General features: G+C 68.2%; 9 protein-coding genes. 2 read left to right on the top strand and 7 right to left on the bottom strand.

All coding sequences use genetic code 11. The features are described 5' to 3' along the window. Positions 1 to 7 precede the first annotated feature (7 nt). The 6 genes from ACM0PB_RS13000 to ACM0PB_RS12975 all read right to left on the bottom strand — a co-directional run bounded on the left by ACM0PB_RS13000 (position 8) and on the right by ACM0PB_RS12975 (position 5,194). Positions 8 to 799, bottom strand: coding sequence for a lysophospholipid acyltransferase family protein (locus tag ACM0PB_RS13000; protein WP_065185546.1), 792 nt, complete (start codon positions 797 to 799; stop codon positions 8 to 10). Between the two features lie 118 nt (positions 800 to 917). Next, positions 918 to 1,352, bottom strand: coding sequence for a hotdog fold thioesterase (locus tag ACM0PB_RS12995; RefSeq protein WP_049414459.1), 435 nt, complete (start codon positions 1,350 to 1,352; stop codon positions 918 to 920). 10 nt (positions 1,353 to 1,362) lie between these two features. After that, positions 1,363 to 3,420, bottom strand: a complete 2,058-nt coding sequence (locus ACM0PB_RS12990) for a phospholipase D family protein (RefSeq protein ID WP_065185545.1) — start codon at positions 3,418 to 3,420, stop codon at positions 1,363 to 1,365. Next, positions 3,417 to 4,034: a YceI family protein gene (locus tag ACM0PB_RS12985; RefSeq protein WP_005420984.1), complete on the bottom strand. Its 618-nt coding sequence runs from the start codon at positions 4,032 to 4,034 to the stop codon at positions 3,417 to 3,419. Before ACM0PB_RS12985 ends, ACM0PB_RS12990 begins: the two co-directional genes overlap by 4 nt. Positions 4,035 to 4,038: 4 nt before the next feature. Next, positions 4,039 to 4,515: a SixA phosphatase family protein gene (locus ACM0PB_RS12980; RefSeq protein WP_005420985.1), complete on the bottom strand. Its 477-nt coding sequence runs from the start codon at positions 4,513 to 4,515 to the stop codon at positions 4,039 to 4,041. Positions 4,516 to 4,564: 49 nt separating this feature from the next. Further along, positions 4,565 to 5,194: a nucleotide-binding protein gene (locus ACM0PB_RS12975; RefSeq protein WP_005420986.1), complete on the bottom strand. Its 630-nt coding sequence runs from the start codon at positions 5,192 to 5,194 to the stop codon at positions 4,565 to 4,567. Positions 5,195 to 5,317: 123 nt separating this feature from the next. Between ACM0PB_RS12975 and ACM0PB_RS12970 the strand changes: the two genes are divergently transcribed. Then, positions 5,318 to 6,802, top strand: a complete 1,485-nt coding sequence (locus ACM0PB_RS12970) for an AAA family ATPase (RefSeq protein WP_005420987.1) — start codon at positions 5,318 to 5,320, stop codon at positions 6,800 to 6,802. Positions 6,803 to 7,426: 624 nt separating this feature from the next. Here ACM0PB_RS12970 and ACM0PB_RS12965 read toward each other — a convergent pair. Continuing rightward, entirely contained in the window at positions 7,427 to 8,062 is a 636-nt protein-coding gene (locus ACM0PB_RS12965; RefSeq protein ID WP_014035497.1) for a tetratricopeptide repeat protein, read from the bottom strand. Positions 8,063 to 8,234: 172 nt separating this feature from the next. Here ACM0PB_RS12965 and ACM0PB_RS12960 point away from each other — a divergent pair, with 172 nt between their 5' ends. Further along, a complete protein-coding gene (locus ACM0PB_RS12960; protein WP_414604888.1) occupies positions 8,235 to 11,921 on the top strand; it encodes an indolepyruvate ferredoxin oxidoreductase family protein in 3,687 nt (1,228 codons plus the stop codon). Positions 11,922 to 11,972 lie beyond the last annotated feature (51 nt).

Genomic DNA, 11,972 nt, shown 5'->3' with positions numbered 1-11,972 from the left:
CGCACCCTCACTCGGTGCTCATGGCCGCCACGATGCGCGCGCGCGACGTCTCCGCGATGCGCCGACGGCCTTCCAGGTCCTGCGCACCGATCGGTGTCAGGAAGTGCACTTCTGCACGCCGCGCCGGCTCACCGAGCAGGCGCAGGAAATTGGCGAAGAAACTCTCGCCGGGGCCGAACGCGACAATGGTCTGCGCATCGCCCTTGAGCCCGTACACCAGTGCCACCGGCTGCACCGGCACGCCGGTTTCAACCGCAGCCTGGAAGATGCGGGCATGGAACGGGCCTACTTCGTGGCCGCCGCGGGTGCGCCCTTCCGGGAACACGCCCACCGCCTTGCCTTCGCGCAGGCGGTCAGCCATCACCTGCATCACGCCACCGAGCGATTCGGTGTTGCCGCGCTGGTGGAAGATGGTCTGGCCACGCGCGGCCAGCCAGCCGACCAGCGGCCAGCTGGCGATCTCGCGCTTGGCGACGAAGCCCATCATGCGCTGGCTGTGCAGGATGCAGATGTCGACCCAGCTGACGTGGTTGGCGACGAACAGCACGGCGCCGGGCAGCGGCGTGCCGATCTGCACCAGGCGGAAGCCGAAGATCCACATCAGCCCGCCCTGCCACCAGTTGACCACTTTGGCCCCCAGGGTCGCCTCGCCCACGCGCAGTTCGCCCCACGGCCGAAGCATGCCGATCAGGATGAGCGGCAGGAACACGATGATGTGGACCAACAGCAGCGGTACGCGGTACAGGTAACGGCACACACGCGCCACGCCGCCGCGGGGGGCCGGAGTGGGGGAAGTCATCCGCGCACGATACCGGAGGGCCGTCATCGCTGCCAGCCGATTTAGGCCATAACACCCATCGACCGGGGCAATCGGCGGGGAACGCTGGGTTCCGCTGCCGTCACCGGCCGTCCGGGACTCAGCCGTGGCCGGCCGCCACCACCGCCAGGGTCAGCCGCGAGATGCACACCAGGCGGCCCTGCTCGTCCTCGATGCGGATCTCCCACAGCTGGGTGCTGCGGCCGACGTGCAGTGCACGAGCGGTGCCGGTCACGGTGCCCGAGCGCACGGCGCGTACATGGTTGGCGTTGATCTCCAGCCCTACGCAGATCTGTTTGGCCGTATCCACGCACAGGTTGCCGGCGCTGCTGCCCAGGGTCTCGGCCAGCACCACCGACGCGCCGCCATGCAGGATGCCGTAGGGCTGGCGGGTGCGCTCGTCCACCGGCATGGTGGCCTGCAGCCAATCGTCGCCGGCCGCGCTGAAGACGATGCCCAGCGACTCGATCGCGGTGTTGCGGCTGAGCGTGTTGAGCTGCTCGAGGGAAACGGCTTCGCGGAACACCAGGGTCATGCGGGCACCTTCAGAGGATGGGAACGAGGCCGGCGCCGAATGCGGTCAGCATTCGGACCAGCAGCCATTTCGGGCCGACATTGACCTCGGGGAAATCGCCCACGGCGACATAGCAGCGGTGGAAGTCCGGGTCCTGCCGGGGCAGCGGCTGCGGGCAGTCCGGGCCGGGCTTGAACTCGTAGTCGGTGGCATAGCGCCACGGCCAGAAGTCGAGGATCGGCAGTGCCTCGGAGGCCTTGCCGACGCTGTAGTTGAGCCCGGACAGCACCGGCGGCTTGGCCCGCGGCGCCACCGTCCACGAGTTCTGCGGGTGGGTATCGCGCAGGATGCTCTCGGCCAGCTGCTCGGCGAAGGCCGGGTCGTCGATGATCACCGCACCTTCGGTGTTGTAGTTCTCGCTGCGCGGATCGAAGTTGTGGGTGCCGACCACGCCGATGCGGCGGTCGACCACCAGCGACTTGGCATGCAGGCCCATGCGCGCGCCCTTGCGGGTGACCGGCAACGGCTTGTTGACCGCCTTGCTGCCCAGGAAGGAGGGCCGGGTCTCGGTGCGCAGCAGGCGGGTCTCGACCTCGCTGCCGGCCGCGCGGCGGCGCTCGCGCGCGTTCTGGTAGGCACTGCCGGTGCGCGGGTGGTTCACCGGCCCCTGCTTGCCGGTGGGTGCCGGATGCTCATCGCGATCGCGGCTGTCGCCGGCATTGCTGCCCGCGGCGCTGCCGCCAATCAGCGGATTGCGCCCGCCGTCGTCGTCACCTCCGGGCGCGGCCATCGGATCAGGCAACAGGTTGCGGTAGTCGACCGGTGCATCCAGCGGGAACGGCTTGTATTCGAAGATGTTGAAGCCCAGTTCGCGCATGTTGCGCCGCTTGTACTTGTACGACAGCGCATACACGATCGGGTTGTCGGTGGCCGCCAGGCTGTTGCTGGACACCACCACCCGCGGCGGCTGCGGGCGCTTGCGCAGCTCGCGGAACAGCTTCTGCGCCGGCTTGGACAACACCAGGTACGGCGTCTGCAGGATCACCTCCTCCTGCGCGCCGGCGATCAGCGCATCCAGCTGCGGCTCGGTCACGTGCTGGCCCGCCAGTGGCGCATCGGCCTTCTCGCGCCGGTGCTTGCGCGGCAGGTCGGCGACATAGCGCACCGAGGCCACCGGCAAGGCGGTATCGACGAAGGAACGGCTGACGAAGTCCATGTCATTGGCTTCGGCACTGACCCGCTGCACCCGCTCGGGGCGGCGGAAGCTGGCCGGCGGCAGGGTCGGCACGCCCTCGCGCAGCAGGGTGCGGCCGACATCGTTAAGGCGCTCGGCCGGCACGCTGCGCCTGGCATGCCAGAAGGCATCGAAGTTGGCGGCCATCGCCCGCGCCTCCGGGCCGGCGATCAGCACGTCGCGGTCGCGGAAGTTGTACTCGCGGTCCCAGTCGTAATAGTCGTCCTGGTAGTTGCGGCCACCGACCACGCCGATCGCATCGTCGATCACCAGCAGCTTGTTGTGCATGCGCTGGTTGAAGCGGCGGAAGCAGCACAGCACGCTGCCGGCATAGTCGAAGTAGTTCAGCCGGGCCTTGCCGAAGGTCGGGTTGTAGACCCGCAGCTGGAAGTTCTGGTGCGCGCCGGACAGCGCGCCGAGGATCTGCAGGTCGGAGATCGCCGAGAGCTGATCGATCAGCACGCGCACCTTCACCCCGCGCCGCGATGCAGCCAGCAGCTCGTCGATGACCAGCCGGGCGCTGTCGTCCTTGTCGAAGATGTAGGTCTGCAGGTCGATGCTGCGGGTGGCGCTGCGCAGCAGGTTCAGGCGCGCCACCAGCGCACCTTCGCCCTCGTCGAGCAGGGTGGCGTAGTGGCGCGGCTGTTCCGGGGTGGATTCGGTGAACGCCCGGCCGGCCAGCGCACGCAGCGGTGAGTCCTGCGCGCAGCGGTCGGCGCGCTGGCAGCCGACCACGGTCGAGCGCGCCTGCACGGCGATCGCTTCGGCGCGGTCGCGCTCGGCATGCGAAAGCGATGCACAACCGCTGCCCAGCAACACCGTTGCCAGCGCCAGTAAACGCAGCAGGAGGTTCACGGTTTCGGCGCCTCGCTCAGGCGCGCACGCAATACGAAGGTCACTCGGTCACTCAGGGCTAGCTGCCAGCTGTCCATTCCATACCGGCCTCGCTGCACGGTACCGCGGCTGACGACATCGCAATCATAGCCGGGTCGGGCGCACTCCGCCTTCTCGACCCGCAGCGACTCGGGATGGCTGACGCCGCGCAGGGTCAGCCGGCCGTTGATGTCGCCACCCTGTTCCACCGTCTCCGGCCAGTATGGCAGCGAGTCGAACTCGACCACCGGATGGCGCCCTGCATCGAAGAACTCTTCGCCGCGCATCCAGCCGGTGTAGCGCGCCTTGCCAGGGATCTCCACCGAACGGGTGAACATCTTCAGGTGCACCTGGTGGCGCCCGTCGGACAGGATCTCGATGCGCCCCTCGAAGTGCGGGAATACGCCTTCGATGCGCTGGCCGAAACGGGTCCGCACCTCGAAACCGATCCGCGAGCGCTGGGTATCCAGGCGCAGTACCCGCGGCGCTTCGGCGGACACCGGCGGCAACGGGGTTGGTGGGGGCACAGCGGCCCAGGCCGGGCCAAGCGCCAGCAACGCGGGCAGCAGGAAGCGGCTGCGCCGCGCCTGGCTCATCGGATCACGGCCACCAGAACGCGTTCAGGCTGGCCACGCCCGGCTCGATCGAGACCTCGCGCGGGAAGCCGAGGACGGCCACGCCGCCCGGCGGCATGCCCCGGTAGTCGCTGCTGGTGCCGTCGGTCATCAGGGCCACCAGCTGCTCCAGGCCCGGGTTGTGGCCCACGATCAGCACCCGGTCCAGGTCGCGACGTTCGTCCACCAGCGCCGCCAGGGTGCCCGGGGTGGCTTCGTAGATCCGGTCTTCCAGGCGCTTCTCGACATAGCCGATGGCCGTCATCACCGCTTCCAGGGTCTCACGGGTACGTCGCGACGGCGAGCACAGCACGCAGTCCGGCAGCAGGTTGTTTTCCTTCAACCACTTGCCGGCGGCTTCAGCTTCGGCCAGCCCCACCGGCGACAGCGGCCGGTCGAGGTCGGCCTGGCCGGAAACGGCGGGTTCGGCATGGGCATGGCGCAGCAGGATCAGTTCACGCATCGCGGGTTTCCATGGAGAAGAGGATGCAGCAGGAGAAGTGAGGCAGGCATCAAAGCTTGAGCCAGGACAGCAGCGGTTCCCAGTCCGCCTGGTGTTCGCGCACCTGGGCGGAGCGATAGTCGAACAGGCTGCGGCCCAGGCCGGTCATGACCACGTAGCTCTGGCTGTCACGCAGCTGCGCGACCACCGGGTACGGCCATTCGGCCAGCATCTGCAATGCCTGCTGCGAGGTCTGGGTCCAGGGTTTGGTGCGGTTGAGGACCAGCCCTACCGGCAGCTTGCGGCTGTGCACGCGCGGGTTCTGGGCCAGGCTGTTGAGGAAGCCGACGATGGCTTCGATATCCAGCGCCGAGGGCAGCACCGGCACCACCACGGCGTCGGCCGCGTCCAGGAAATGGGGGATATCGTCGGCCAGCGCACCGGCGGGTGCATCAATGATGACGGTATCGGTACCGTCGGGCAGCTTCTGCGCCCACTGCTTCTTCCGATACACATCGATGGGGAGCACCGCGCTTTCCAGCCCGGCACGCCGTTGTGCCCAGCGGGTGCTGGAGCCCTGCGGGTCGGCATCGGCGATCACCGTGGCCTTGCCCTGCAATGCCGCGTACGCGGCCAGGTGGGTGGCGACGGTGGTCTTGCCCACCCCGCCCTTGGAACCGGCCACCAGGATCGTCTTCATGCCAGCCTCGCTTCCGGGTACGTGCCCCGAGCGTACACCGGCGGTGGTGACGGGAGGTAGCGCCGTGCTGAACCCGTGGCCATCGCCTTTGCTATCGTGGCGCCCCCGAAGGATCGAACCGGCATGAGCGAACTGCAGGACCTGAGCGCACTGATCCGCGCCAATACCCCCCTGATCGTGATCGAGACCCAGGATGAGGGGCGCATCGTTGAACTGTTCCGGCAGACGCTTATGCACGTGTGGCGGGCCCTGCACCGCTGGTCCATCACCGAGGGCCTGCGCCGCATCGACCTGGACCGCGAGGATCCGCCGGTCGGCCCGCCCGATGCCAGCGCCGCGCTGCAGATGATCCGCCAGGCTGATCAGCGCGGTGTCTACCTGCTGCTCGATTTCCACCCCTACCTGGGCTATGCCAGCCACCAGCGCGCACTGCGCGACCTGATCCAGCGCCGCCACAGCGAACCGCACGTGCTGGTGCTGATCGGCGCCAAGGTCGAGCTGCCGGCCGAGCTGGAAGCACTGGCGGTGCGCTTCAACCCGCGCCTGCCCGATGCCAACGCCCTGCTGAAGATGCTGCGCGAGGAGGCCGACGCCTATGCGCGCGAACACGGCGGCCGCCGCGTCGAGGTCGACAGCGAGGCGGTGAAGAAGATCCTGAAGAACCTGCAGGGCCTGAGCCTGGTCGATGCCCGCCGCATTGCCCGCCAGCTGATCTACGCCGATGGCGCGCTGCGCGACGACGACCTGCCGCAGCTGGCACGGCTTAAGTTCGAGCTGCTCAACCGCAGCGGCCACCTGTTCTTCGAGCACGACAGCGCACGCTTCGGCGACGTGGCCGGCGCCAACCGGCTCAAGCGCTGGATCAGCCAGCGCCGGGTGGCCTTCATCGCCGGCTCGGCACCGGCCGGCCTGGACCCGCCGCGCGGCATGTTGCTGCTGGGCGTGCAGGGCTGCGGCAAATCGATGCTGGCCAAGGCCACCGCCGCCGGCTTCGGTGTACCGCTGCTGCGCCTGGACGTGGGTGCGCTGTACAACAAGTACCACGGCGAGACCGAGGCCAACCTGCGCCAGGCGCTGGCCTCGGCCGAGCAGCTGGCGCCCTGCGTGTTGTGGATGGACGAGATCGAGAAGGGCCTGGCCAGTGGTGGCGAGGACGGTGGCGTATCGCGCCGCGTGCTCGGCTACCTGCTGACCTGGATGGCCGAACGCAAGGCGCCGGTCTTCATCGTCGCCACCGCCAACCAGGTGCACGAACTGCCGGCCGAGCTGCTGCGCAAGGGCCGTTTCGACGAGATCTTCTTCGTCGACCTGCCCACCCCCGAAGTGCGCGTGGAACTGCTGCGGCTGCATCTGGGGCGACGCCAGCTCAATGGGGACGACTTTGCACTGCCGGCGTTGGCGGCCGCGGCGAATGGTTTCTCCGGCGCGGAGATCGAGCAGGCGATCGTGGCCGGACTGTACGCAGCGCACGCCGAAGGCCGGCCGCTGGACACCGAGCTGCTGATGAACGAGATCCGCGCGACGAGGCCGCTGTCGGTGCTGATGGCCGAGCAGGTCGAGGCCTTGCGCGCGTGGGCGTCGGGGCGGACGGTTTCCGCGGACGATTGAGGTTTCCCGCGAACGGCGCAGCCCCTCGTGGTTGGGCGCTCAAAGCGACAGTCGTGGTTGGCCGGGTGGGTAGGCTGCGCAGGGGGCGCTGCAAGTACGTCCCTGTAAGCTCGGTCGCCGCATCCATGCGGCTCACGCCCCTGCGCAGCCTACCCACCCGCCCCCTGACAGTTTCCGGGGGCGTCCGCCACGGAGAAGAAAAAAGATGATCAAAAGCAAAAGCCGGTCGGCTGGCCGCTTTCTGTAGAGCCGAGCCCACGCTCGGCTGCATTTCGATCAGATATCGAATAGTTGATTCCGATGCGGATTCATCCACGCATGGCGTGGATCTACCCACCGCCGCCGATAACCTGTCGGGGTCGAGGTGGTCTGGGGCTGCAGGACCGATGGCGCCATGGATGGCGCCATCGAGCCCCCATGGGTGAGGGCGCTTTGCTTGCGAAGCACTGCTTCGCAAGCGCCCGAACGCCCAGCCTCCAGCGGCTGGGCCGGGCCGCGGAGCGGGGTTTACGGCGTGTCCTGCCAACCCACACCACCCCGCCATCCCGCGGATTGCCCGCTGTTGCTGTTGCTTCGGCTGTTGCCTCTGCGGGTGCCGGGTGCAACCCGGCGCAACCCCCTCCCTCAGGGCCAGGCCGGCGGCGCGGCCGCCCAGGCCTGCTGCACTTCGGCCAGCGAGGCACGCTCGTCGTCGCGCCACAACGGCAGCAACTGCGCATAGCGGCTGCTGTCGCTCCATTGCGTCGGCTCGGTACGCACTGCGGCGGCATACCACTGCACCGCCTCCTGCTTCTGCCCGGCCCGCCACAGCGCCAGCGCATAGGTCGGTGGCAACCAGCCCGGCTTGCTCAGCGAACCACCGGCAGCGGCCTGCCATTGCTCCAGGGCGGCTTCGGGCTGGCCCTGACGCAGCAGGTCCCAGCCGTAGTTCCAGCGCACGCCACGGCCCAGGCTGCCCTGCACCGGGGCATCCTTCAGCGCTTCGCGATACAGCTGTTCACCCAGTTCGGTACGGCCCTGGGCAATGGCCACCGACGCCAGCTGCACGGTGGCCTCCACGGTCCGCCGGCCGCGCTCGCGCTGCTTGAGCAGCTGCGCCACCAGCGCATCCCCGTCGGACTGGACCACGATCATGGGCACGGCGGCCGCATCGCTGTCGAAGTAGAACTCCTGTGGTGCCGGCACCGCCGGCGCGGCCCACACCGGGGCCGTTCCCGAGACCAGCAACATGCTGCCCAGGATCTTTCCTGCAACTGACATCCCTTCTCCCCAGGCCGCAACCGCAGCCCCCTCTCTCTCTCTCCCCGATCCTAACCCCAGCATGGCCGCCGGCGCGAGTGCCGGGGCGGCCGGACCTCGCTGCTACAATTCGCGCCTTTCCCGCCGCGTGCCTGCACGCGGCCGGTGCCAGCCGATCCTGACCGGGCCAGCCATGACCAGTACCGCGCAACTCACGTCGCCCTCCTCCACCGACCTGATCGACCGTGACTACACGCTCGACCACAAGTACACCCGCAACGAGGGGCGGATCTATCTGAGTGGCGTGCAGGCGCTGGTGAAGCTGCCGCTGATGCAGCGGCTGCGCGACGCACACGAAGGCATCGACAGCGCCGGCTTCGTCAGCGGCTACCGCGGCAGCCCGCTGGGCGGCTTCGACCTGGAGCTGTGGCGCGCACGCAAACACCTCGACGCGGCCAAGGTGAAGTTCACCCCCGGCCTGAACGAGGACCTGGGCGCCACCATGGTGTGGGGCACCCAGCAGACCAACCTGTTCCCCGGCGCCAACGTGCAGGGCGTGTTCGGCATGTGGTACGGCAAGGGCCCGGGCGTGGACCGCTGCGGCGACGTGTTCAAGCACGCCAATGCCGCCGGCACCTCGCGCTACGGCGGGGTGCTGGCACTGGCCGCCGATGACCATGCCTGCCGCAGTTCAACCCTGCCGCATGGCAGCGAGGACGAGTTCGTCAGCGCGATGATGCCGGTACTGAATCCGGCCGGTGTGCAGGACATCCTCGACATGGGCCTGCTGGGCTGGGCGATGAGCCGCTATACCGGGCGCTGGGTCGGCTTCAAGACGATCGCCGAGACAGTCGAATCGTCGGCCTCGGTCGAGGTCGACCCGATGGCGCGCCGCATCGTGCTGCCGGAAGACTTCGAGATGCCGACCGGCGGGCTCAACATCCGCTGGCCGGACCCGCCGCTGGACCAGGAAATGCGCCTGCACCGCTATGCGGTGAAGGCCGCACAGGCGTTCGCCCGCGCCAACGGCATCGACAAGGTGGTGATGGACGCGCCGCGCGCGCGGCTGGGCATCGTCACCACCGGCAAGAGCTACCTGGACGTGCTGCAGGCGCTGGAATACCTGGGCCTGGACGAAGCCGCCTGCGCCGACATCGGCATCCGCGTGTACAAGGTCGGCATGACCTGGCCGCTGGAGCCGCAGGGCATCGCGCGCTTCGCGCAGGGCCTGGAAGACATCATCGTGGTGGAGGAGAAGCGTGCCTTCATCGAGCGCCAGATGAAGGAACAGTTCTTCAACTGGCCGGCCAGCTGGGGCCAGCGCCCGTCCATCGTCGGCAAGTACGACGAGAGCGGCGAATGGATCCTGCCGTCGACCGGCGAGCTGACCCCGGCCACCATCGCCGGCGTGATCGGCCGCCGCATCCAGAAGTTCTTCAACAACGCATCGATCGAGCAGCGGCTGCAGTGGATGCAGGAGAAGGAAGCCGAGCTTGCGTTGCCGCGCGCCAGCTTCCCGCGCGTGCCGCATTACTGCTCGGGCTGTCCGCACAACACCTCCACCAACGTGCCGGAAGGCTCGCGTGCGCTGGCCGGCATCGGTTGCCATTACATGGTGACCTGGATGGACCGCAGCACCGACACCTTCACCCACATGGGCGGCGAAGGCGTGACCTGGGCCGGGCAGGCGCCGTTCACCGATACCCCGCACGTGTTCCAGAACCTGGGCGACGGCACCTACTTCCACAGCGGCTCGCTGGCGATCCGCCAGGCGGTCGCCGCCGGCGTCAACATCACCTACAAGATCCTCTACAACGATGCGGTGGCGATGACCGGCGGCCAGCCGGTGGACGGTCCGCTGAGCGTGCCGGACATCGCACGACAGATGCGTGCCGAAGGCATCCACACCATCGTGGTGCTGTCGGACAACATCGGCAAGTGGACCGGCCAGCGCGAGCACTTCCCCAGCGACGTCGAGTTCCATGACCGCAGCGAGCTGGACGAAGTGCAGAAGCGCCTGCGCGAAGTGAAGGGTGTTTCGATCCTGATCTACGAACAGACCTGCGCCACCGAGAAGCGTCGCCGCCGCAAGCGCGGCAAGCTGGAAGACCCGCAGAAGCGGGTGATGATCAACTCGCTGGTCTGCGAAGGCTGCGGTGACTGCGGCAAGAAGAGCTTCTGCGTGTCGGTGCTGCCGAAGGAAACCGAGTTCGGGCGCAAGCGCGAGATCGACCAGTCCAACTGCAACAAGGACTATTCCTGCGTGAACGGCTTCTGCCCCAGCTTCGTCACCGTGCACTGTGGCCAGCCGCGCAAGGGCAGCAAGCGCGATGCGTCCACGCTGCTGGACAACCTGCCGGCGCCGACCCTCCGCGACAGCCTGGAACAGCCCTGGAACATCCTGATCACCGGCGTCGGCGGTACCGGCGTGGTGACCATCGGTGCGCTGCTGGGCATGGCCGGCCACCTGGAAGGCAAGGGTGCAACCGTGCTCGACCAGACCGGCCTGGCGCAGAAGGGCGGCGCGGTGACCACGCATATCCGCATTGCCCGTCGCCCTGAAGACATCCATGCCGTGCGTATCGCCGCTGGCGAGGCCGACCTGGTGCTGGGCTGCGACATGGTGGTGGTCAATGACTACTGGGCACTGTCGAAGGTGCGTGCCGGCCGTTCGCAGGTGGTGCTGAACACCTACGAAGCGATGCCGGGCACCTTCACCACCCGCCCGGACATGCAGTTCCCCGCCGCCGACATCATCGCCGGCGTGCGCGTGGCACTGGGCGGCCAGGAGCCGCTGCTGCTCGATGCCACCCAGCTGGCCACCGCGCTGCTGGGCGACGCCATTGCCGCCAACCTGTTCATCCTCGGCTACGCCTGGCAGCAGGGCCTGGTGCCGCTCTCGTTCGATTCACTGATGCGCGCCATCGAGCTCAATGGCGCCGCCGTGGCGATGAACCAGCAGGCCTTCGCCTGGGGCCGCCTGGCCGTGGTCGATCCGCAGGCCGTGCAGCAGGCGGCCGGCCTGGTGCGCAACCGCCATACCGATACCGAATCCACCCCCGGCCCGCTGCATCCGCTGCCGCCAGGCGAGTGGGAGGGCAATGAATGGGGTGCCACTGCGGCACCGCGCAACACCGGCGACGAACGCGAACTGCGTGGCCTGCCCTCGCACGGTGGCGAAGTGGCGTTCCTGCCGCTGGACGACGCCCGCCTGTCGCGCTCGCTGGATGAAATGATCGAGCGCCGCGCCGCGTTCCTGGTCGAGTACCAGGATGCCGCCTACGCCAAGCGCTACCGTGACCTGGTAGCGCGCGTACGCGCCACCGAAGCCGACCGCATCGGCGGTTCCACTGCGCTGACCGAGACCGTGGCGCGGTACCTGTTCAAGCTGATGGCCTACAAGGACGAGTACGAAGTGGCGCGCCTGTACACCAGCGGTGACTTCCAGCGCCGCCTGCAGCAGCAGTTCGAGGGCGACTACCAGCTGCGCTTCCATCTGGCACCGCCGCTGTTCGCGAAGAAGGACGAGCAGGGACGGCTGTTGAAGAAGGAATACGGCCCGTGGATGTTCAAGGTCTTCGGTCTGTTGGCGAAGCTGAAGTTCCTGCGTGGCGGCCGCTTCGATGTGTTCGGACGCACCGAGGAGCGCCGCATGGAGCGCAAGCTGATTGCTGATTACGAGGCGACGGTGCAGATGCTGCTGGACGGGCTGGAGGATGACCGTCTGTCGCTGGCGGTGGAGATTGCCAGCATTCCCGAGCACATCCGCGGCTTCGGCCATGTCAAGGAAGCGCATTTCGAGCAGGCCAAGGCGCGCGAAGCGGCCCTGCTGGCGCAGTGGCGCAATCCGAAGGCGCTGCATATCGTGCAGGTGGCCTGAAGGTGGTGCCGGCCGCTGGCCGGCATCTTCCTGGCAATCGGTTGCCGGCCA

Source organism: Stenotrophomonas sp. AR029, assembly GCF_047520695.2.
GTDB lineage: Bacteria > Pseudomonadota > Gammaproteobacteria > Xanthomonadales > Xanthomonadaceae > Stenotrophomonas > Stenotrophomonas sepilia.
The sequence above is the reverse complement of the archived record's forward strand: the minus strand, read 5'-3'. Positions and strand labels throughout refer to the sequence as shown.

Coding starts and splice junctions, on each gene's coding strand:
- ACM0PB_RS12980 (WP_005420985.1), bottom strand. CDS start 4,515: ATGCGTGAACTGATCCTGCTGCGCCATGCCCATGCCGAACCCGCCGTT.
- ACM0PB_RS12985 (WP_005420984.1), bottom strand. CDS start 4,034: ATGAGCCAGGCGCGGCGCAGCCGCTTCCTGCTGCCCGCGTTGCTGGCG.
- ACM0PB_RS13000 (WP_065185546.1), bottom strand. CDS start 799: ATGACTTCCCCCACTCCGGCCCCCCGCGGCGGCGTGGCGCGTGTGTGC.
- ACM0PB_RS12995 (WP_049414459.1), bottom strand. CDS start 1,352: ATGACCCTGGTGTTCCGCGAAGCCGTTTCCCTCGAGCAGCTCAACACG.
- ACM0PB_RS12970 (WP_005420987.1), top strand. CDS start 5,318: ATGAGCGAACTGCAGGACCTGAGCGCACTGATCCGCGCCAATACCCCC.
- ACM0PB_RS12975 (WP_005420986.1), bottom strand. CDS start 5,194: ATGAAGACGATCCTGGTGGCCGGTTCCAAGGGCGGGGTGGGCAAGACC.
- ACM0PB_RS12965 (WP_014035497.1), bottom strand. CDS start 8,062: ATGTCAGTTGCAGGAAAGATCCTGGGCAGCATGTTGCTGGTCTCGGGA.
- ACM0PB_RS12960 (WP_414604888.1), top strand. CDS start 8,235: ATGACCAGTACCGCGCAACTCACGTCGCCCTCCTCCACCGACCTGATC.